At 69.4% G+C, this 20,394-nt stretch carries 25 protein-coding genes; 15 read left to right on the forward strand and 10 right to left on the reverse strand.

Translation table 11 applies throughout. The features are described 5' to 3' along the window. Window positions 1-5 precede the first annotated feature (5 nt). Window positions 6-836, reverse strand: a complete 831-nt coding sequence (locus tag PV646_RS33105; RefSeq protein ID WP_500346231.1) for a phosphatase PAP2 family protein — start codon at window positions 834-836, stop codon at window positions 6-8. A 66-nt stretch (window positions 837-902) separates the two neighbouring features. On the opposite strand from PV646_RS33105, the gene PV646_RS33110 reads away from it, so the two are divergent. After that, window positions 903-1,238 carry a hypothetical protein gene (locus tag PV646_RS33110; protein ID WP_500346232.1) on the forward strand — a complete coding sequence of 112 codons (336 nt, stop codon included), beginning with the start codon at window positions 903-905 and terminating at the stop codon, window positions 1,236-1,238. Here PV646_RS33110 and PV646_RS33115 read toward each other — a convergent pair. Then, window positions 1,211-1,882 carry a TetR/AcrR family transcriptional regulator gene (locus PV646_RS33115; RefSeq protein ID WP_500346233.1) on the reverse strand — a complete coding sequence of 224 codons (672 nt, stop codon included), beginning with the start codon at window positions 1,880-1,882 and terminating at the stop codon, window positions 1,211-1,213. The two genes, PV646_RS33110 and PV646_RS33115, sit on opposite strands and share 28 nt — an antisense overlap. 79 nt (window positions 1,883-1,961) lie before the next feature. Between PV646_RS33115 and PV646_RS33120 the strand changes: the two genes are divergently transcribed. From PV646_RS33120 to PV646_RS33135, 4 genes are all read left to right on the forward strand, one after another. Next, entirely contained in the window at window positions 1,962-2,978 is a 1,017-nt protein-coding gene (locus PV646_RS33120) for an MBL fold metallo-hydrolase (protein ID WP_500346234.1), read from the forward strand. Window positions 2,979-2,989: 11 nt separating this feature from the next. Continuing rightward, a complete protein-coding gene (locus PV646_RS33125; RefSeq protein ID WP_500346235.1) occupies window positions 2,990-3,553 on the forward strand; it encodes an ester cyclase in 564 nt (187 codons plus the stop codon). A gap of 182 nt (window positions 3,554-3,735) precedes the next feature. Next, entirely contained in the window at window positions 3,736-4,035 is a 300-nt protein-coding gene (locus PV646_RS33130) for a hypothetical protein (RefSeq protein ID WP_500346236.1), read from the forward strand. Beyond that, entirely contained in the window at window positions 4,032-4,760 is a 729-nt protein-coding gene (locus PV646_RS33135) for a hypothetical protein (RefSeq protein ID WP_500346237.1), read from the forward strand. Before PV646_RS33130 ends, PV646_RS33135 begins: the two co-directional genes overlap by 4 nt. A 123-nt stretch (window positions 4,761-4,883) precedes the next feature. On the opposite strand, the gene PV646_RS33140 is transcribed toward PV646_RS33135, so the two are convergent. Then, complete coding sequence (locus PV646_RS33140) at window positions 4,884-5,489, reverse strand: response regulator (protein ID WP_500346238.1); 606 nt, start codon at window positions 5,487-5,489, stop codon at window positions 4,884-4,886. Continuing rightward, window positions 5,486-6,448 (reverse strand): sensor histidine kinase, encoded by a 963-nt coding sequence (locus PV646_RS33145; protein WP_500346239.1) that lies wholly within the window; start codon window positions 6,446-6,448, stop codon window positions 5,486-5,488. The genes PV646_RS33140 and PV646_RS33145 overlap by 4 nt, the downstream gene beginning before the upstream one ends. Before the next feature lie 111 nt (window positions 6,449-6,559). On the opposite strand from PV646_RS33145, the gene PV646_RS33150 reads away from it, so the two are divergent. Beyond that, window positions 6,560-7,048, forward strand: coding sequence for a GlcG/HbpS family heme-binding protein (locus PV646_RS33150; RefSeq protein WP_500346240.1), 489 nt, complete (start codon window positions 6,560-6,562; stop codon window positions 7,046-7,048). A gap of 953 nt (window positions 7,049-8,001) precedes the next feature. On the opposite strand, the gene PV646_RS33155 is transcribed toward PV646_RS33150, so the two are convergent. Next, on the reverse strand, window positions 8,002-8,400 hold the full coding sequence (locus PV646_RS33155; RefSeq protein ID WP_500346241.1) for a hypothetical protein: 399 nt from the start codon (window positions 8,398-8,400) through the stop codon (window positions 8,002-8,004). A 95-nt stretch (window positions 8,401-8,495) separates the two neighbouring features. On the opposite strand from PV646_RS33155, the gene PV646_RS33160 reads away from it, so the two are divergent. Further along, window positions 8,496-9,320 carry a class II glutamine amidotransferase gene (locus PV646_RS33160; protein ID WP_500346242.1) on the forward strand — a complete coding sequence of 275 codons (825 nt, stop codon included), beginning with the start codon at window positions 8,496-8,498 and terminating at the stop codon, window positions 9,318-9,320. A 119-nt stretch (window positions 9,321-9,439) separates the two neighbouring features. Then, window positions 9,440-10,018, forward strand: coding sequence for a DUF4360 domain-containing protein (locus PV646_RS33165; RefSeq protein WP_500346243.1), 579 nt, complete (start codon window positions 9,440-9,442; stop codon window positions 10,016-10,018). On the opposite strand, the gene PV646_RS33170 is transcribed toward PV646_RS33165, so the two are convergent. Next, the gene (locus tag PV646_RS33170; protein ID WP_500346514.1) at window positions 9,963-11,243 is read right to left on the reverse strand and encodes a glycosyltransferase 87 family protein; all 1,281 of its coding nucleotides are present in this window, start codon (window positions 11,241-11,243) and stop codon (window positions 9,963-9,965) included. The genes PV646_RS33165 and PV646_RS33170 overlap by 56 nt on opposite strands. A gap of 104 nt (window positions 11,244-11,347) precedes the next feature. Here PV646_RS33170 and PV646_RS33175 point away from each other — a divergent pair, with 104 nt between their 5' ends. Genes PV646_RS33175 through PV646_RS33185 form a run of 3 tightly spaced genes read left to right on the forward strand, consistent with a single transcriptional unit; the run spans window position 11,348 to window position 13,996 of the window. Continuing rightward, entirely contained in the window at window positions 11,348-12,388 is a 1,041-nt protein-coding gene (locus PV646_RS33175; RefSeq protein WP_500346244.1) for an acyltransferase family protein, read from the forward strand. A 50-nt stretch (window positions 12,389-12,438) separates the two neighbouring features. Continuing rightward, a complete protein-coding gene (locus tag PV646_RS33180; RefSeq protein ID WP_500346245.1) occupies window positions 12,439-12,975 on the forward strand; it encodes an RNA polymerase sigma factor in 537 nt (178 codons plus the stop codon). After that, window positions 12,968-13,996 carry a hypothetical protein gene (locus tag PV646_RS33185; RefSeq protein ID WP_500346246.1) on the forward strand — a complete coding sequence of 343 codons (1,029 nt, stop codon included), beginning with the start codon at window positions 12,968-12,970 and terminating at the stop codon, window positions 13,994-13,996. Before PV646_RS33180 ends, PV646_RS33185 begins: the two co-directional genes overlap by 8 nt. A gap of 4 nt (window positions 13,997-14,000) precedes the next feature. Here the strand turns inward: PV646_RS33185 and PV646_RS33190 are convergent, their stop codons facing one another. Beyond that, entirely contained in the window at window positions 14,001-14,765 is a 765-nt protein-coding gene (locus PV646_RS33190) for a hypothetical protein (protein ID WP_500346247.1), read from the reverse strand. Window positions 14,766-14,831: 66 nt separating this feature from the next. On the opposite strand from PV646_RS33190, the gene PV646_RS33195 reads away from it, so the two are divergent. Further along, complete coding sequence (locus PV646_RS33195) at window positions 14,832-15,266, forward strand: cupin domain-containing protein (RefSeq protein ID WP_500346248.1); 435 nt, start codon at window positions 14,832-14,834, stop codon at window positions 15,264-15,266. Beyond that, on the forward strand, window positions 15,263-15,595 hold the full coding sequence (locus PV646_RS33200) for a cupin domain-containing protein (RefSeq protein WP_500346249.1): 333 nt from the start codon (window positions 15,263-15,265) through the stop codon (window positions 15,593-15,595). The genes PV646_RS33195 and PV646_RS33200 overlap by 4 nt, the downstream gene beginning before the upstream one ends. A gap of 39 nt (window positions 15,596-15,634) precedes the next feature. Here PV646_RS33200 and PV646_RS33205 read toward each other — a convergent pair whose 3' ends face one another. Further along, a complete protein-coding gene (locus PV646_RS33205; protein ID WP_500346250.1) occupies window positions 15,635-17,359 on the reverse strand; it encodes an L-aspartate oxidase in 1,725 nt (574 codons plus the stop codon). 109 nt (window positions 17,360-17,468) lie between these two features. Here PV646_RS33205 and PV646_RS33210 point away from each other — a divergent pair, with 109 nt between their 5' ends. Beyond that, the gene (locus PV646_RS33210) at window positions 17,469-18,065 is read left to right on the forward strand and encodes a phosphoribosylanthranilate isomerase (protein ID WP_500346251.1); all 597 of its coding nucleotides are present in this window, start codon (window positions 17,469-17,471) and stop codon (window positions 18,063-18,065) included. Here PV646_RS33210 and PV646_RS33215 read toward each other — a convergent pair. Continuing rightward, window positions 18,062-18,424 (reverse strand): DUF4406 domain-containing protein, encoded by a 363-nt coding sequence (locus tag PV646_RS33215; RefSeq protein WP_500346252.1) that lies wholly within the window; start codon window positions 18,422-18,424, stop codon window positions 18,062-18,064. The two genes, PV646_RS33210 and PV646_RS33215, sit on opposite strands and share 4 nt — an antisense overlap. A gap of 49 nt (window positions 18,425-18,473) precedes the next feature. Here PV646_RS33215 and PV646_RS33220 point away from each other — a divergent pair, with 49 nt between their 5' ends. Further along, on the forward strand, window positions 18,474-19,223 hold the full coding sequence (locus PV646_RS33220; RefSeq protein ID WP_500346253.1) for a DeoR/GlpR family DNA-binding transcription regulator: 750 nt from the start codon (window positions 18,474-18,476) through the stop codon (window positions 19,221-19,223). Here PV646_RS33220 and PV646_RS33225 read toward each other — a convergent pair. Further along, entirely contained in the window at window positions 19,213-20,355 is a 1,143-nt protein-coding gene (locus tag PV646_RS33225; protein ID WP_500346254.1) for a HEAT repeat domain-containing protein, read from the reverse strand. The genes PV646_RS33220 and PV646_RS33225 overlap by 11 nt on opposite strands. Window positions 20,356-20,394 lie beyond the last annotated feature (39 nt).

The following is a 20,394-nucleotide window of genomic DNA, read 5'->3' on the forward strand; positions in this document are numbered from 1 at the left end:
GGTTGTCACCCGATCCGGCGCCAGCACGCGAGATAGGTCAGCGCGGCGATCAGCGACCCCGCCGAGGCGAACGTGCCGGCACCGAGGTAGATCACCCACTCGTCGGCGTTCAGACCCTCCTCGCCCAGCGAGAATCCCCACAGGATCGCGCCCAGCGCGAGAGTCGCCACCGCGGCGACGGACCAGAAGACGACCAGCACAACGCGTCCCACCCGGCGCGGTGCGGTGTAGGGCTGCAGGGATCCCTTGCGCTGCAACCACCACGCGGCCAGCGCGGCGACGGCGAGCGCGATGCCGTCCGCGGCCAGGGTGTCACTGAGGCGGTGCCACTTCGCGGTGAGCGTGTACTGGCCGATCGCCGTCGCCCACGGCAGCACGAAGAACAGCATGACGCCGCGCCACTTCCACGGCACCACGATGATCGCGGCGAACAACACGGTCATCGCGATGGTCGTGTGTCCACTCGGGAGGCTGTTGTGCGCGTAGTCGCCGGTGACCTCGACGAGTGCCGGGCGCGGCAGGACGAACCGCTTGAGCACCTGCACCACGAGCTGACCGGCGACGATCACGCCGACCGCCGCGATCGTGAGGTCCCAGCGCTTCCTGAACACGCCGACGAGCGCGACCACCACCACCGCGGCGGCCAGCGAGTACACGGTGATCTGACCGAGCGCGTTCCAGGCGGCGTCGGACTCGGTGACGTTGTCCTGGTCCGCGCCGCGCAGGGCCGCGTTCTCGATGGTCTGACCCGCCCTCGTGAGCACCGCGAGGACGTACACGACCGCCGCGAAGACGAAGCCGGACGCCGCGACCACGGGCCACCGTCGAAGGTTCACGGTTGCCCACTCTGCCGCCGTTCGGCCCAGCGCGCTGGGTGAAGATCAACGGGCATGCTGTCCGGCATGGATCTCCACGACGACGAGAACATCCCGCAGCTAGCGCGGATGCGGTTCCTGCGCGGCATGTGGGAGATCGTCGACCGGCACGGCCCCGGCCCGACCTTCGAACGCGGTGAGGCCGCCCGCTCCCGGCTCGCGGCTCTCGGCGCGTCCCCGGACGATCTGGGAGCGTTCGCGCGCATGGTCGCGTTCGAGGCGCTGCACTCGGCCCTGTACTTCCTGGACGATCCCGACGACGACGCCGGCACTCCAGGCTGGGCGTTGATCGAGACCTCCGGCGACGAGCTGACCGGGCGGCTGGTGCAGGGGCTCTACGAGGACCTGGATCCCGACCGCTGACGGTCGATCCGGTCGAGCACGGCCGTGATCGCGAGGTCCACCGTGTACTCGAACTCGGCCGCGCGGTCGAACTCGGCGAGGTGCGGTGCGGTCCTGGCCACCGCCGTCAGCCCCGACGCCTCCAGCGCGCCACGGCGTCGTCCGTCGTCACCGCCGAACGTCGGTGCCGCCGACACCTCCCGCAACAACGTGCCGATCAGCGTGGCGAGCAGCATCCGCAGCAGGTGCACGGACTCCTCGGGCCCGGCGCCCGCGGCGAGCAGCACGGCCAGCACCGCGTCGACCGGCGCGAGCCCCTCCAGCGACGACAGCTGCCGGGTGAGCACGAGCGGCGCGGCGCCGGGGTGGGCCAGGGCCCGCTCGCGGAAGGCCTCGGCGACGGCGTGCAGGTCACGGCGCGCGTCGCCCGTGGGTTCGGGGATGACCAGGCCACCCAGCAAGTGCTCGGCGACGGCGTCGAGCAACCCGTCCTTGCCGTCGACGTGGTTGTAGAGGCTCTTCGCGTCGACGCCGAGTGCCCGCGCGACCGAGCGCATGCCCACCGCCGCCACGCCTTCGGAGTCGATGACCTGCAGCGTCGCCGCCACGATCGACTCGCGGGACAGCAGCGGCGTGCGCGGACGACCTCGGCGCGTTTCAGTCACCCGGCCATTGTGCCTTGCGGATATCCACAGCGTGGGTTTAACCTCCAAATAACCCACAGTGTGGGTATTGGAGGGGATGATGAGCTTCACCAGCATCGACACGCTCGACCACCTGGACGTCGAGGGCGGACCCGGCGCCCGGCTGCGCGTCGTTCGTGACAGGGGCGGGGCGTTCCGGCGGGAGTTCGCCACGACCGGCACACCGGACAGCATCGTGACGCGCGACCTGGTGACGCTGCCGTACCCGACGCGGTTCGGCCTGTTCCGGGCCTCGCGGGCGATCGCGCCGTTCCTGTCGATCACCAACCGCATGCTGGTGATCCGCTGGACGGACGGCGACCGGGAGCGGATCCTGCTGTTCGAGCCGAGCGACCACGAATACGGCCGCTACACGCCGTACTTCGAGGACCTGTCGGCGAAGACGCCGGACGTGGTCGAACGGCGCGTGGTCAAGGTCCACGGCACCGTGCCCGGCCACCTCGACCGGCTCGGCATCGCGCCCGAGGACGTCGACTACCTGATGTTCGACCACCTGCACACCCAGGACCTGCGGCGCTGGATCGGCCCCACGCCGTACTTCCCGAACGCCAAGGTGATCGTGCAGCGCGACGAGTTGGCGGCCCTGACCGACCTGCACCCGTTGCAGAAGCCCTGGTACCAGCCGTCGACCTACCGCGACCTGCCACCGGAGGCGTTCCTGCCGATCGACGGCTCCGTCGTGCTGGGCCCCGGCGTCGCGGTGATCAAGACCCCCGGCCACGTCTTCGGCAACCAGAGCCTCGTCGTCAACACGTCCACGGGCATCTGGGTGAGCAGCGAGAACGTGATCGCCGCCGAAGCCCTGACCCCGGAACATTCGAAGTTGCCCGGCCTCGCCTCCTGGTCGCGCCGGTGGCAGCAGGAGGTCGTGCTCAACGCGAACAGCATCGAGAGCACCGCCGACCAGTACAACTCGATCATCCTCGAGAAGACCCTCGCCGACCGCAGCCAGGCCGACCCGAGGTTCCTGCAGTTCTTCCCCTCCAGCGAACTCACCGGTGCCTGGACGAACCCCGGCACCAGGCCCACGTTCAGCCACGGCCAGATCGTCCACTGAGGAGCTTCGTGATGTCCGACCGCTTCACCCTGCCGTCCAGGGAAGTACTGCAGGCCCGCGAAAAGCTGGTGCTGGACCACTTCCACGACGAGGTGGCGCACGACTGGGACGCCACGCTCTCGACGTTCCCCCACCCCCACTACGAGATCATCGCCCAGATGGTCGTCCACGACGGCGACCAGGCGGTGCGGCAGTACTACACCGACACGCGTGTGGCGTTCCCCGACCAGAACCACGAGCTGATCTCGTTCCGGCACAGCGTCGACGCCGTCATCGTGGAGTTCTGGCTGATCGGCACGCACCTCGGTCCGTTGGGCAAGATCCCGGCGACCGGCGGCAAGCACCGCACGCGGATGAACGCGTACTTCATCTTCGACGCCGACGAGAACCTGGTGACCGAGCGGATCTACTTCGACCAGCTGTCGGTGCTCAAGCAGGTGATCGGCGGGATCGACCGGCGCAAGCCGAGCGGGCTGGCGAAGTTGCTGCGGGTGTTGCGGGGGATGCTCGCGATGTCGGGTGGTCAGCCGGATCCGCGGTTGACGCGCACGACGCCGCCGTCGCTGGACGACTAGACCTGGTCACCGCTCCCAGGCCGTGCAGCGTTCGGGCGTGACGGGGTTCGGCTCACCGCAGACCGGGATCACAGATCGTCGCCAGGCTCCGTTTTCCCTTACGGGACACCTACAACAGCTCTGCGCAAACTGCCTGTCGAATCCATGGTCCGCGGATCATCCCCCCAGGCATACTCCGCACCATGGAGGAAACACACTTATCCAAACGAAACCCGAAGATCGCGGAGGCCGGCAGCACGACCCCGCAGAAACCGGCGGTGGCGGGCGGCAAGGCGACCACGGACGTCCAGCCGCCGTCCACGAGCGGGATGGCTGAGCGGATCGCCGCGGGCATCGCAGCCGACCTCGCCAAGGCCGCGAAGGCGAACCCCGAGCAGTGGGCGCAGGTCAGCGAGCAGGAGTTGCTGGTCTGGATCGCCGAGGACACCAAGGCGGCGCTCGCCGAGTTCGCCGCAGGCGGTTTGACGGAGGACGGCCGATGACCTCGATGATGGTGGCCCTGCGCGTGCAGGTCCGGCGCACTGTGCGCCAGTCGGTCCGGCGGTCCCTCTCGACCGCGGTACCCGCCATTCCCCGTGGGCAGGACTGGTTCCAGTGGGCGCATCGCGGACAGTGGGTGGACTCCCTGACCCTTCACGTGATCCCGCAGTTCTTGGCCCAGATCGTGGCGCCGGCATGGCTGCCCTCGTGGCTGCAGCAGCCTTCCCAGACCGGCAACAGCACCCCGGTCGGCAACAGCACCCAGACCGGAGGGCCGGCGGGAGGTTCGGACAAGCCCGCCGCCGACGAGTCGCGGCACCTGTCGGTCGAGACCCTGGTGAAGATGATGATCCGCGAGCGGGGGATGTACCTGGTGCATCGCACGTTCAACCAGGCCGTCGGCGAGCTGTGGAAGGGCACCGTGATCGATGCCAGCTATCCCGCGGGCACGCTCGACCCCAACGCTCCGCCCGGCATCTACGTCATCCCCGGCGTCGTCGGTGTCGAGTACGGCGACTGGTGCGTGATCTTCAAGACCGGCGCAACAGCCCACTACTTCGGCTCGGTCGCGGTGACCGCGGGCACCAAGAACGTGAACAAGGAGGAAAAGGTCTGCATCCACGACATCCCGACCTCCGACGCGCACGGCTGGTGCACGGTCAAGGAGGTGAAGGAGGCGAAGAGGCAGTACGACGCGTACAAGAAGTCGACGGACGCATCGCAGTGACCCGCCCCAGCGTGCGTTCCTGAACCACGAATGCCCCCGGCTCTGGTGTGATCACACCAGAGCCTCGAGCGGGTCCGCCCAAACCTGATCCGCACACCTGATCAACGGCGTGCAGGACGCGTCTCAGATGCGGATCAGTTTGCGTTCGACGGCGGTCGTGACGGCCGCCGTCCTGGTCTCCACGCCGAGCTTCACGAAGATCCGCACCAGATGGGTCTTCACGGTGGCCTGGCTGATGAACAGCTCCTTCGCTATGTCCCGGTTGGCGAGGCCCTTGGCGAGGCACTCGAGGATCTGGATCTCGCGCTTGCTGACCTTCGGCGCGGGGTCGCGGACCTGGCCCAGCAGCCGTTGCGCGATGTCCGGCGAGAGCACGGTCTGGCCCATCGACGCCGTGCGCACGGCTTTGGCCAGGTCTTCGGGCTCGCAACCCTTGAGCAGGTAGCCGATGGCGCCCGCTTCGACGGCCCGCACGATGTCCGAGTCCGCGTCGTAGGTAGTCAGGATCACGACCTGCGGGCCGTTCTCCATGGCGCGGATCTGCCTGGTGGCCTCCACCCCGTCGATTCCCTTGCCCAGCTGGAGATCCATCAGCACGACGTCCACCGTGGACGCCTTGCCCAGGGACTCCTCGCCGGTCGCGGCCTCGATCACCTCGAAGTCGCGCGACAGCAACCCGACCAGCCCGAAGCGGACCACCGGGTGGTCGTCGACCACCAACACCCTCATGGCGTCGGCACCGTCACGGCCACCGCGGTTCCCTCCCCCGGCGCGCTCTCCACGGACACGGTGCCGCCGAGTTCGGTGATGCGGCCGCGAATGGACGCCAGGCCGTAGCCGCGGCCGTGCGCGGTCTTCACCTCCGCCGGGTCGAAGCCGACGCCGTCGTCCACCACGTCCATCGTCACCGCGTCGCCCAGGTACGACAGCGTGATCGCCACCCGGCCCGCTCCGGAGTGCTCGAAGACGTTGGCCACCGCACCCTGTGCGACCCGCAGCAACGCCACCTCCGTCTGCACGCTCAGCGCGTACGGATGGCCGTCGATCTCCACGTGCGGAACCAGCCGGTGCAGTGCCTCGACCAGCGTGCCGTGGATCGGCGTCAGGTCGCGCACGAACCGGCGGGCCTCGCCCAGGTTCTCCCGCGCGACCTCGGCGGCCTTCGCGGTCTCGCCCAGGGAGAGCAGCAGGTTGATGCTGGAGAAACCCTGCGCGAGCGTGTCGTGGATCTCCCGCGCCAGCCGCTGCCGCTCTTCCAGGGCACCGGCCTCGTGCAACAGCCGGGCGCGGTCGAAGAACACCGCCGCCGTCAGCACCGCGACACCGACCGGGCCGAGCACCAGCGACCAGTCGAACGTGGTGGCCAGCCTGATCTGGGCCAGCACCACGGCCGCCGTCAGCACGCCCGCGATCGGCAGCGCCACCCGAGGTTTGAGCTGGCGCAGGCACTGGAAGAACAACGGGATCGCGCACCAGCCGAAGCTCGGCGCCAGCCACACCAGCACCAGCCACACGACGAGCACGACCGGCAGCGCCCGCGTCCACCGCACGCTCGCGGGATAGACGAGCCCCAGCGCGAGAGCCAGCCCGAGCACGACGAGATCGGCGCCGTGGTACGCGACGTACCGCGCCGCCGACGCCGTCAGCAGCACGTAGAAACCGGCGTGCATCGCCCTGTTCAGCCACACTCCGGCGACATTAGGCGACCCAGCGGGACCAGCGGGTCAACCGATGGGTTGAACCCATCTTCAACCATCACCACCACGATTCCCCACCCCGACCAGAGCACCGTTACCCCCATGAACCTCAAGAAGATCGCAATCGCCACCCTCGTAGTGCTGAGCATCGGCGGCGGCTACGCGGCAGCCGACCAGCGCACCACCACCCGCACGGAGAAGGTGCTGACCATCGACGCGGCGATCAGGGCCGCCCAGGCCACCCTCGACGCCGCGGAGAAGGAGAACCAGCGCGTCACCGTGGCCGTCGTAGACCGCAGCGGCGACCTGGTGGTGCTGCTGGCAGGCGACGGAGCGGGCCCGCAGACCGAGGAGTCCGCAAAGCGCAAGGCCTTCACCGCGGTGTCGTTCAACGCCCCGACCTCCGAACTGGCCGGCCGCGTCACAGGCCAGGGCGCGACACTCCGCGACATCCCGGGCACGTTGTTCCTGGGCGGCGGCGTGCCGGTGGCGGTGGACGGCACCCCCGTGGCAGGCATCGGCGTCGGCGGCGCACCGAGCGGCGACCTGGACGAGAAGTTCGCGAAGGCGGGCCTCGCGACCCTGCGGTAAGGCGGGCGGGGCCGTTCCCACGAGGTACAGACGGTCCAGGGCCGGTCCGGGTCCGGGTCCGGGCTCAGGTCAGGCCAGCAGGGTGGTCACGACGCCGCCGACACCTTGCCCATGAGCACTCGCAGGCCCGCCGGAACCGCGGACCGCTGGCTCCGGACCTGGACGGGACGTGCCGGAAGGCACCGCGTTGCCACGCCAGAAGCCGCTGCTGCGGCGCGCCGGAAAGGCGCCGCGTGCCAAGCCGGAACGCGCTGCCCCAGCGCGCCGGAAAGGCGGCACGTTGCCACGCTGGAAGGCACTGCTGCGGCGTGCGGGAAGCGCTGCGGTGCCACGCCGGAAGGCGCTGCCTCAGCGCGCCCGAAGACGCTCCGATGGCACGCCAGAAGGTCGTCTTGCCGCACGCCCCGAAGGCACTGCGGTGTGCCATACCGCGAGGTCCAGCCGTTGCACGCCGGAAGGTCCAGCCGTGGTGGCGTGCCAGAAGGTCCTGCCGCGACGTGCAGGAAGCGCTCCGGTGCCACGCCGGATTGCACTGCCCAGCGTGTCCGAAGACCCGGCGAATCCACGCCAGAATCCTGCTGCCGCACACCCCGAGAACACTGCGGCGCACGCCGGAAGGCACCGCCCCAACGTGCCCGAAGACGCGGCAAGTCCACGCCAGAAAGTCCTGCTGCCGCACACCCCGAATGCACTGCGGCGCACGCCGGAAAGCACCGCCCCAACGTGCCCGAAGACGCGGCGATGTCACGCCAGAAAGTCCTACTGCCGCGCACCCCGAGAACACTGCGGCGCACGCCGGAAAGCACCGCCCCAACGTGCCCGAAGACGCGGCAAGTCCACGCCAGAAAGTCCTGCTACCGCACACCCAGAAAGCACTGCGGTGCCTACCGCAAGGTCCAGCCGTGCCGCCCCACAAGGCCCGGCCGCAGCGAACCCCGAAGTGGCCGGCCCGGTCACCGACGCCGGTCGGTCGTCCCCCACCCAGGCGGCGCGATCCGGTCCGTCGCCTCGGGATCGATGGCGTGCCGGGCCACGTGCCGGCCTGGCTGCGGCTTCTTGCCCATCAGCATGAGCGTCACGGCGACGATCAGGCCGAGGGTGGCGAGGCCCGCGGCCACAGCGCGGGCGGCCGGGTGGTCGAGGATCAGGGTGCAGATCGTCAGGGCGAGCACGAGCGCCGCGATCGGGCCGATGACGGCGAGGTCCGAGCGGTCCTCGGGCTCCTGGACGGGCGCAGGCTCGGGTTGAGGCTGGGGCGGCACCTGCACGACCGGTGCGTAGACCTCGATCGTCTCGAAGTTCCCGCGCGGCTGTTCGTAGGGCGGCTGCCGTAAGCCGGGAGGGACCGTCACCCTCGCCATGCTGCCCGAGAAAGGCGCGTCGCCGCAAACCTCCCATCGCGGTCTGCTACGTGTTCCCATGTAACGCTGGGTTCGAGGAGGTCGTCATGTGCCGGTGGCTCGCGTATTCCGGTTCGCCGGTGTTGCTGGAGGAGTTGCTCTACGCGCCGGAGAACTCGCTCGTCATGCAGTCGAAGCACGCTCGGCTGGGTGCGACGGCGGTGAACGGCGACGGGTTCGGCATCGGCTGGTATGGCAGCACGAGCACTCCTGGTCTCTTCCTGAGCACCGAGCCCGCCTGGAACGACCGCAACCTGCGGGAACTGTCCGCGCAGATCACCGTCGACCGGGTGTTCGCGCACGTGCGGGCGTCCACGGGCGGGGCGGTGCAGCGGTCGAACTGCCATCCGTTCCGGCATCAGAACTGGCTGTGGATGCACAACGGGCTGATCGCGAAGTTCCCGCTGGTGCGGCGGGAGCTGATGCTGGCGATCGACCCCGTGCTGTTCCCGCTGATCGAGGGGTCGACGGACTCGGAGGTGATGTTCTACCTGGCCGTCAGCTTCGGGCTGGAGCAGGATCCGCCGGCCGGGGTGGCGCGCATGGTCGAGTTCGTCGAGGACGTCGGGCGGCGGGCCGGGGTGGAGTACCCGATCCAGATGACCGTTGCGGTCACGGACGGGTCGACTACCTGGGCTTTCCGGTATTCGAGTCGCGGGAAGTCGCGCAGTCTCTACCACAGCACCGACGTGTCGACGTTGCGCCGCCAGTACCCGGACAACCCGGCGCTGCACCACCTCACCGACGACTCGCGGCTCATCGTGTCCGAGCCGCTGGCCGACCTGGTCGGGGCGTGGCAGGAGGTGCCGGAGTCGACGTGCGTGGTGGTCAGGACCGGCGTCGAGGAGGAACTGCTCCCGTTCAAGCCCTGAAGACGGGAAGCCGCGAAGACGGAAGGGCGGGAATCGTCAGGTGACCGTCAGTTGACGAACCGCGATCCGTCATAGCGTCTGGTGCTGCCGCCGCCACGGACCCCTCGGAGAGGTTCCTCATGCTCACCACGGCAGCGGCAGCACTCATCGCCCTATCCGCCCTCGCACCGGCGCAGGAAGAAGCACCGGTCCTGGAGGTCGTGACCGTCAACGGCTCGGGCTGCGCGGCGGGCGCCGCCGACGTCCAGACCGACGGCCGGACGTTCACGATCGGCTACCACACGTTCCTGGCCAGGGCGGGCAACGGCTCGTCACCGGTCGACGCGCGCAAGAACTGCCAGATCAGCCTGCGGGTCAACGTGCCGCAGGGCTTCACCTACGGGCTCGCGAGAACCACCTACGAGGGCTACACGCACCTGCAGAGCGGCGCCACCGGACTCAGCCGGGTGAGCACCTACCTGCAGGGCACCTCGCCCACCGCGAGCGTGAACCAGCCGTTCACCGGGCCGTTCAGCGGCAGCTGGCAGACCCGCTACCGCCCGGACTCGGACGAGATCCAGTGGGCTGCGTGCGGGGAGAAGCGAAACGTCAACATCAACGCCGAGGTCCGCGTCGCGCTCGGCGGCGCGGACCCCGACCGGCTCAGCTTCGCGAACGTGGAATCCAGCCGCGGCGCGGTGCGCGTGCGGCGCTGCTGAGCTCCGGCCTGGTGGCGGCGAACGCCGCCGCCAGGCCGATGATCGCGACCCACGTGTACGCGTCGCCGTAGACGTGTTGCTGCCAGGACCACAGCATCTCCTTGTCACCGGTGCTCGGCAGCCAGGTGAAGGGGTGCACGAGGAAGATCACCAGCAACGCGCCGAGTGCCGGCCACGTCCAGCGTCCGCGCGCGAAACCCAGTGCCAGGAACGCCGGCACGCACCAGACCCAGTGGTGCGACCAGGACACCGGCGAGACGAGCAGGCCCGCGGTGGCGATCGCGGTCAGCGCCGCGACCTCGGTGCGCGCCCGGTACGCCGCCACGACCGCGAGCGTCACGACGACCAGCGACAATCCCATCCACAGCAACGACTCCGCGTGCTCGCCGGGGTTGATCCGGTGCAGCACGCCGCGCAACGACTGGTTCGTCATGTACGCGAGACCACCGGCGCGGCCCGGGTCGAGCAGCGCGTGGAACCAGAACTCCGCGGAGTCCTTCAAGGCGAACAGAAAACCCAGCAAGGCCATCCCCGCGAAGGCCACCAGCGACATCGCCGCCGCGCGCCATTCCTTGCGCACCAGGAAGTACAGCAGGAAGACCAGCGGCGTCAGCTTGATCGAGGCGGCCACCCCGACCAGCAGGCCGCGGAACCGGGGATCACGCACCGCCAGGCAGTCCACCACCACGAGCGCCATCAGCACGAGGTTGACCTGGCCGAACAGGAACGTCGAGATCACCGGTTCCAGCGCCACCCCGAGGACCGCGACGGCGGGCCCGACGGTCCACACGACGTTCGCGCGCTGGGTGAGCCGCGCGGTGACAAGGACGCTGACCACCGACAGGCACAGGAAGTTCACCGCCACCACGAGCGAGTTCGCCGCCCACACCGGCAGGAACGTCAGCCCGCTGAAGAGCACCGCGGCGATCGGCGGATAGGTGAACGGCAGGCGCGGTCCCTCCAGGGAGCCCGGGAAGTCGACGTAGAGCGCTTGCCCCTGCAGCCACGCCTCCCCTCCCGTGCGGTACACCTGCAGGTCGAGGAAGTAGAAACCCAAACCTGTCAAGGAGATCGGCACCGCGGCCAGCGCCACGAACCACAGCACGCGCACGATCTTGCGTGCGGCCACCCAGCGATGCCGGGCCAGCAGACGTTTGCGGCCCGACTCGAACGCCTCGACGGACATCGGCGGGATCTCGTCGGCGAGCCGGCTGATCAACAGCATCTCGTTCACGCTGACTTCTTGGCCGGAGCGCGCATCGCCGTTCCCGCAAAGGGATGTGACAGTCCTCATGGGAACGCGAACGCGGTCATCGGTCAAGAAGGGGCATGACCCACGAGCAGTTCCTTGCGCTGAAGCGCTTTCCCGCGCTGGACGGTGTGCGTGCCATCGCCGCGCTGATGGTCGTGTTCTTCCACTACGGCGGGCCGGGCTTCCTGCAGGGGTGGCTCGGGGTGCAGATCTTCTTCGTGCTGTCCGGGTTTCTGATCACCACGTTGCTGCTGCGCGAACAGGCGCGGAACGGACGCATCAGCCTCAAGGACTTCTACCGCCGCAGGGCGTTCCGCATCCTGCCGGTCTACTTCGTGGTCCTGTTCGTCACGGCCACGGGCCTGTTGATCGCCGGGCAGTTCCGGCAGAACCCGCTGGGCCAGGACTTCCCGCTGTACCTGACGTTCCTCAACGAGTTCGGGCACGGCGGCGCGTACGGGCAGTCGTGGTCGCTGGGCGTGGAACAGAAGTTCTACCTGGTGTGGCCGTTGCTGGCGTTCGCGCTGCTCCCCCGCCTGCGCCCGGCCGTCACCGCCGGGCTGATGGCGCTCGCGCTGGCCGTCGTGCCGTTCACCGTGTCCTCGGACCCCAAGGGCTGGTCGGTCCACTACTTCACGGTTCTCGTCGGGTGCGCGCTGGCGTTGCTCATGAATGACAAGCGGGGGTTCGCGTTGATCAGGCCGTTCACGACGCCGTGGGTGATCCTGCTGTTTCTCGGCGTGCACCTGTCGGTCCCGCTCCTCTCCGACGCACTGGACGGCAGGATTCCCGGTTTCGTGTCGGTGGTGCCGATCTACGCCGTCGCGGTCGGGCTGATGCTGCCGGCGCTCCTAACTCCCGGCCGGCTCCAGCGAGCGCTCTCCACTCGCCCGATGGTGTGGCTCGGCGAGCGGTCGTACTCGATCTACCTGGTGCAGGCGATCGCACACTCCGTCGTCCTGCTCACGGGCGCATCAGGCCTGGTCATGGCGCTGTTGACGACAGTGGTGGCGATCGGGATCGCGGATCTCACGTACCGCTTCGTCGAGTTGCCGATGATCCGGCGAGGCAGGTCACACCGTCCAGCCGGGAATGCACTGGCGCCCATCGGCCAATAAGTTCCGTGAGCACCGAGACTGCGCCACCGGCGCGAACAGGAGGGCCGGGGGTGACGAAGCCTCTGGACCGGGACGCCTGGGTCGATCTCTACGACCGGCACGCCCGTGATCTGCACCGCTACCTGGCGCTGCGGGCGGACGCCGCGATCGCGGACGACCTGGTGTCCGAGACGTTCCTCATCGCCTGGGAACGCCGTAAGAGCTTCGACCCGGCGCGTGCGAGCGTCAAGGCGTGGCTCTTCGGGATCGGCACGAACCTGCTGCGCCAGCACGCGCGCTCCGAGGGCCGGCGCCTGCGGGCCTGGGCGCGTGATCACGGCAGACGCGCGGTGGCCGACCACGTCGACGAGCGCACGGCGTCCGTGGTGGACGCCAAGTCGCTGATGAGCGACCTGAGCGAGGCGCTCGCGGACCTGCGGCCCGAGGAACGGGACGTGCTGCTGATGGTGGCGTGGGCCGACCTGAGCGCGGCCGAGGTCGCCGAGGTGACGCGGACGCCGGTGGCCACGGTGCGGACCCGGTTGTTCCGGGCACGGGCCAGGCTGCGAGCGAAGATCAACGGACAGGAGGGTGACGACGATGCGTGACGAGACCCGTCAGGTCGAGGACGAGACGGTCAAGTGGGCGATGTCGGACGTCGCCCCGATGAGCGACGAGGCGTTCGAGCGGGGACGCGCGGCGCTGCTGGCGCGGATCGACGCCGACGAGCCGGGCAAGGTCGTTCCGCTCGCGTCCCGGCGCCGCCGCCGGATCCCGGTGGTGGCCGCGGCCGCCGCGATGGTCGTGATCGCGGGCGCCGCCCTGGTCGCGCCGTCGATGATGTCGCGAGACAAGGGCCCGAGCGTGGGCAGCGCCGCCGCGGCCGAACTGCTCCACCAGGCCGCGACGCACACGGGTGACGCGAAGCTGGCGCCGGGCCAGGCCCTGTACGTGCTGCAGTACGCCCGCTGGTCGGTGTCCGAGGCCGGGCACCGCTGGATGTACCTGCAGGACCAGACGTTGCAGACGTGGATCCCGGCCGACCGCGCGGGCACGTGGCTCTACCGGCACAACAAGACCGGCGAGAGGCAGTGGCTGATCGGGTCGGAGGCGGACAACGCGCGGGACGTGCCCGAGAGCCTGCACACCGACGGCGAGTTCACCTCCACCGGTGGGCCCGCGTTGCACGACAAGATCAAGTCGAGCTTCCGCGACCCGTCGCCCGAGTACCTCGCCTCCCTTCCCCTCGACCCGCGCGAGCTGTACTCGAAGCTCCGCGACGAGGTGGCGGGCAACGAGGGCCTGACCTTCCTGCAGATGATCAACGACGGCCTGGACACCGGTGTGTACCCGGCACAGGTGCGGTCCTCGGTCTACAAGGCCCTGAGCTACCTGCCGAGGCTGGAGATCGTCGAGAAGGCCGCCGTGATCGACAGTCGCAGCGGCACCGCGTTCGGCGTCACCGAGAACGAGACGACCGAGCAGATCGTGATCGACCAGACGACCGGTGAGTACCTCGGGTCGAGGACCGTCCTCGCGAAGGACGCGTGGGGCCTGAAGCAGGGCCAGGTCATCGGCACGACCTCGGTGACCACGCGGGTCGTGTCCGCCGTGGGACAGCCGTACTGACCCGTCAGCACGTGACGTCGCGGTACAGCACGACCCAGACCTCGCCAGGCCGCTCCGTCGCGCCGGGGAACCACCTCGGCGCGACGGCCTCGGCGAGTTCGTCCGCGCGGTCGAGCAACGTGCTGACCGCCGGTTCGCCGACGACGACCAAGGCGGACCAGTCGACGTGGGCCAGCACGAAGTCCCGTGTGACGCCGAACTTCTCCTCCAGCACGGTCATCAGCTCGTGCGGGGTGTCCGGTCCGGCGTCGACCTCGCTGACGTCCGGCACCTCCGCCTCGACCATCGGCGCGAGTTCTTCTTCCTCGTGCTGCTCGGACCAGACGTGCTTGCTCAGCGAGTAGATGCTCGACGTGAGGTCGTTCGCCTGGTCCTCGGTGAGGATCAGCGTGATCGACCGGCCGTCGGTGAGCGTAAAGGCCAGTTCGGCCTCCGGTAGCCCGCCCGACCCCGGCATGGCGCCGACGGATCCGGCCACCTCGCCGGTCAGCACGTGGTCCGCGTGCGTCTCGGCACCCATCCGGAACGACGGCAGGTTCGCGACCGTGTCCACGACGAGCCGGGCGGCGATGAAGAACGCTTCCTTGTCGCGGAACTCCTTGCGGCTGCGGGTGAGCGTGCGGCCGATGCCGGCGGGCTCGACGTACGCCTCGACGGTGCCGGTGCCGTCCCATCGCGCGTGGACGGTGACACCGTTGGCCAAACGCTTGCGGTAGCTCTCCCGGCTACCGTTGCGGGACAACTCCCAGCCCGCGATCTCCTCGGACAACGGTCTTCCTCTCAGCCGGAATCTCGACGCTGTCACAAATCGGTGGGCTGCGTGGTCTTTTCCTACATGAGCCACGAACACAGCCATCACCTGGACAACCCGGACAAGAGCGGTCCGCCGCCGAACATCGAGGTCATCGGCACCGTGCCGGGCGCGCCCCAGATCCCGGACGGCGCCGAGGCCATGACGATCCTCGTCACGCTGCCGCCGTCGAGCCCCGGAGCGCCGCCCCACCGCCACTCCGGCCCCGCCTACGGCTACGTCGTCAAGGGCGCCATCACGTTCGAACTGGAAGGCGAGCCGGAGCGGGTCGTCCACGCGGGCGGGACGTTCTGGGAGCCGGGCGGCGACGTCATCCACTACCAGGACGGCAACCACCTGAAGGACGAGGAATCCGCTTTCGTCGTCACGATGTTCTGCGCTCCCGGCCAGCCGATGCTGACCATCGTGGAGCCGGACGAGTTGGAGGCGCGCAAGCACCTGCGGGCGCCTCGCCCGTGAAGACGTCACTGAACGCGTTGGCGCGCAACCACCTCGACCTCGCCCGGGACGCTTCGAGCGGGCGCAGCGCGGCGACCGTCCACGGCGGACACGCGGCGGCGTTGCGGCAGACGGTGATGGCGTTGCGCGCGGGTGAGCACCTGCACGAGCACGAACACCCCGGTGAGGTGACCGTGCAGGTCCTGCTCGGCCACGTGCGGCTGGTGGCAGGGGCGGACTCCTGGGAGGCACTGCCCGGCGACCTGCTGACGATGCCGGAGAAGCGGCACCGCGTCGAGGCGCTGGAGGACAGCGCCTTCCTGTTCACCACGGCACTGCGGCTGCCATGACGAGCGTGAGGGGCGGGGGTTCCCCGCCCCTCACGTGGATCACTCGACCAGCTTGCCGGCGGTGTCGACGTCCCGCATCAGCGACGCGATCTCCTCGGGCACCGCGGGGATCTCCTCCCGCTCGACCCGTCCCGGTCCCGACCAGACGAGGTTCACCTGCTGCGCGGGATCCATGTCGGGGTGGTCCGAGCGGTTGTGGCAGCCGCGCGTCTCGCGGCGTTCGAGGGCGCACTCCAGGGTCGCGCGGGCGGAGAGCGCCGACGACAACAGGTCGAAGGCGTGCGCGAGGTCCTGGAACCCGGCGAGGTCGGGGTGCACACCGACGTTGCGGATGCGTTCCTCGAGCTCGTCCAGTTCGGCGAGTCCCTTGCGCAGCCCGGCTTCGTCGCGGACGACGCCCGCGTGCTCGGTCATCGTGTTGCGCAGCGCGCGTTGCAGGGCGCGGACGTTCTCCGGGCCGTCGGCGGCGAGCAGGTCGTCCACCTCGGACCTGGCCTCGCCGAGCGCGCTGTGCGAACGTTGTTGCGCGCTCAGGGAAGCCGAGTACTCGGCCGCCGCCTCGCCGACGATCCGGCCGTACACCAGCAGTTCGATGAGCGAGTTGCCGCCGAGCCGGTTCGCGCCGTGCAGGCCGCTGGACGCCTCGCCGATCGCGAACAGGCCGTCCACACCCGTCGAGTGGTCCGCGGGTGACACCCACACACCGCCCATCGAGTAGTGCGCGGTCGGGGCGATCTCGACGGCTTCCTTCGTGATGTCCTTCATCTGCAGTTCCAGCAACGTCTGGTACACCCTGGGCAGCCGCCGCATGATCTGCTCGCGCGGCAGGTGCGACACGTCGAGCCACACGCCGCCGTTCGGTGTGCCGCGGCCTTCCTTGATCTCGGTGTACGCGGCCAGCGCGACTCTGTCGCGAGTGGACAGTTCCATGCGCTGCGGGTCGTAACGGGCCATGAACCGCTCGCCCGCGGCGTTCGTCAGGATGCCGCCCTCACCCCGTGCGGCCTCCGAGACCAGCGTGCCGGCGGCGTTCTCCGGTTCGATCAGGCCGGACGGGTGGAACTGCACGAGCTCGGGGTCGCGGATCCTGCCGCCCGCGAGCACGGCCAGGCGGAACGAGTCGCCGGTGTTCTCGTCGCGGCGGCTCGACGTGCGGCGCCAGATCCGGGTGTGCCCGCCCGCCGCGAGGATCACGACGTCCGCGTGGAACACGTACCGCTTGCCGGTGTCGAGGTCGAACCCGTACGCGCCGAACACCACGTTGTCGCGCACCAGGATCCGCGTGATGTAGCAGGTGTCGTGGATCGGGATGTTCAGCTGTGCGGCCCGGTTCACGAGCGTGCGCTGGATCTCCAGACCCGTGTAGTCGCCGGCGAACGACGTGCGGCGGAACGTGTGCGCGCCGAAGAACCGTTGCGAGATGCGGCCGTCTTCCTCACGTGCGAACGGCATTCCATAGCGTTCGAGGTCTTCGATGCCTCGCGCGGCCTGCTCGGCCACGACCCGCACGATCTCCGGGTTGGCGAGCAGGTAGCTCTCCTTGATGGTGTCCGCGGCGTGCTGCTGCCACGTGTCGGCAGGGTCCATCGTGGCCAGCGCCGCGTTGATGCCACCGGCGGCGAGCGCGGTGTGCGCGTCGGTCTTGGCACGCTTGCCGACGACCAGCACGTCGACGCCGCGTTCGGCGAGTTCGATGGCGGCGCGCAGTCCGGCGCCACCGCTTCCGATCACCAGAACCGATGTGGCAATTCGCTGTTCAGTCATCACGGCCTCCGTTGCCCGTCTCTTCCATTAAGTAGGACCAGGCAGCGCGTTCGCTTGTGACTGTTAGCTGCGTGACAGTGCGTTCGTGGCCACAATTAGAGTGGGCGGTGTGTTCGTGAAGCTTTGTGGTCTGCGCACCGAGTCCGATGTCGCCGTGGCGGTCGAGACCGGCGCCGACGCCGTCGGTTTCGTGCTGACGACCAGCCCGCGCCAGATCGACGTCGACCTGGCGCGGCGGCTCGTGGCAGAGGTGCCCGAGCACGTGCTGACCGTCGCCGTGGTGCGGGGCATCACGGCCACCGAAGCCGGAGAGCTGGCGCTGAAGACGGGCGTGCGCGCGTTGCAGCTGCACGGCGACTACCCGCGTGAGGCCTTCGACGAGCTGGCGGACTTGCCGTTCGAGTTGGTCCGGGCCACCGCGCTCGGGCCCGAGACCGACGTGCGCACCGGCGCGTTCGGCGAGGAGCTGCTGCTGATCGACTCCCCCGTCGCGGGGTCGGGCGAGCAGTGGGACATCACGCGGCTCGCCGAGAACCCGCCCACCGGCCGCTGGCTGCTGGCGGGCGGGCTGTCGCCGGAGACGGTCGCCGAGGCGATCGAGGTCGCGAAGCCGTGGGGCGTGGACGTGTCCAGCGGCATCGAGTCGAGCCGTGGTGTGAAGGACCACGGCCGGATGCGCGAGTTCGTCTCCGCCGCACGCCGCTAGGCCGCGCGGTAGCCGGGGACCTCTTCCACCCGGTGGTAGACCGGCAATCCGCGCTCGCGGGCGATCCGCACGTCCTCGTCCGCGCCGGTCGACTCGCCGGGCAGCCGCAGCACCGCCTCGCAGTGCTGGAGCAGGCGCTCCGCGGTCGGGTACATGATCTCGGACGCGATCGGGTCGGTCGGCGCGCTGCCGCCTGCGCCGCGCAGCACCGGCAACGCCACCCACTCGCCGATCATCGGCACGTGGCCGCTGCGGAAGAGCGGCCACGCGGCCTCCTCCAGTCGTTCGAGGTTGCGCGCCATCAGTTCGGGGTCGTCCCCGGTGCCGGAGCGGTAGGGCCCTGCGATCAGAATCAGCATGCGACCGACCATAATGTGCAACACTCGGCAAAAACAAGGAGAAACGTGCATGTTGGCTGCCCAGCGTCGTGACCTGCTGCTCGAACGGCTGCGCATCGACGGCCGGATCGTCGCCAAGGACCTCGCCGCCGAAGTCGGCATCTCCGAGGACACGATCCGTCGTGACCTGCGCGATCTCGCGGCGGCGGGGCTCTGCCAACGTGTGTACGGCGGCGCACTGCCCGTATCCCCCGCTATCGCCGACTACGCCACGCGTCAGGGCGTGCAGGTCGATGGCAAGCAACGGGTCGCACGAGCGGCAGCCGCGTTGATCGAACCGGGCAGCACGGTGATCCTCGACGGCGGCACGACCACCCTCGCCGTCGTGCGCGCGCTACCGCTCGACCTGCACGCCACGGTCGTCACGCACAGTCCGACGATCGCGAGCGCGTTGGAAGAGCATCAGGACGTGGACGTCTACGTGATCGGCGGGCGGCTCTTCAAGCACTCGATGGTCGCGTGCGGCGCCGCTGCCGTGGAGGCCGCACGGGGCGTGCACGCGGATCTCTTCTTCCTTGGCGTCACGGGCGTGCATCCCGAAGCGGGCCTGACGACCGGTGACGCGGACGAGGCCGCGATGAAACGCGCGCTCGCCCATCAGGCGGCGGACACCTACGTGCTGGCGAGCTCGGAGAAGATCGGCACGGCGTCACGGTTCTCCGTGCTGCCGTTCGCCGAGGTCGCCGGCGTGATCACGGACGCGGACAACGAGACCGTGCAAGCGTTGGAGGTGCCCGTCATCCACGCCCTCACAGGATGACTTGCAGATAGCCCTTGGGAGAACCGTAGGTGCGGCCGCACTGGGTCAGCGCGAGCACGCCGTGGCCCTCGACATCACCCTCGAAGTAGCGGGGGTTGACCGACAACTCCTCGGCGACGTCGGTGGCGTAGATGTCTTCGAGATCGTCGTTCTCCTCGCTGAGGTCGTGCGGCAGGCACCAGCCGTCCTCGACGTCGAGCGCGCCGATCTGCTCCTCCTCCTTGAACGCGTCGTAGTAGCGGACGATCTCGCCCTGCTTCGCGACGCACCACGCCGTCCAGCCGTCGCCGCAGCTCTCGCCGTAGTAGTGCGCCTCGCCGAAGACGGCGCTCAGCACCGCGCAGATCTCGGTCACCGGACGGGTTCCGTGCTCGAACGGCTCGCCGAACACGAGCGTCCAGCCGTCCCACGCACCCGTCACGTACACCCTCGCGCACCGGACGTGCTCGCCGTCCTTCGACCACGCGTGGTGGTCGTTGTTCCAGGCCTGGGCACCGAGAACCTTGGTCACCGGCACCGGGTCCTGCAGGCCGCAGACGCCGAGGACGGCCGTCTGGTCGTCGGTCCTGATCGCGTACCAGCCGCCGCAGAGGTGCATCTCGTCGACGCTGTACCTGTCGTCCTCGAGCTTGTGGCCGATGAACCGGCTGACCACCCTGCGGTCCTCGGGTGAGAACCCGTCGGGTCCGGCGACCTCGGCGATGCCGATCAACGCGCCCCTGCGCAGCGCGCCTTTGGCCGTGCGGCGGGTTTCGCGCAGCAACGGCAGCACGTCCGGACCCATGGTCCCGAACGCCCACAACGCTTCCCGTTGCGCGTAATGGTCCTCGTCGGCGAGAAGTGGCAGGAGTTCGTGCGCGTACCTCAGCGCGTCCTCTCCCCGGAACATGCTCGCCGCCGCCTGGCGAACCAGGTGGTGCGGGTGCCCCAGCAGACCGAGGTAGACCTCGTCGTCCGCCTTCACCAGGGAGAACACCCGGTAGCCCTGCCGCACGACCCCGCCGTCCTCCGACGTGGTGATCAGCTCCACCAGTTCGCCGAACGTCGTGATCGCCTGCTCGCGCGCGAAGTCCTCGACCTCCTGCCGGAAGCGGTCGTCGTCCCTGCGGTCGAGCAGCGCCCGGATCTCCATGGCGCGGCACCCTAGCGGGTCGTCCCAAGTGGACTCCCG

This window comes from Streptomyces sp. ID05-26A, from assembly GCF_033794685.1.
Lineage (GTDB): Bacteria > Actinomycetota > Actinomycetes > Mycobacteriales > Pseudonocardiaceae > Lentzea.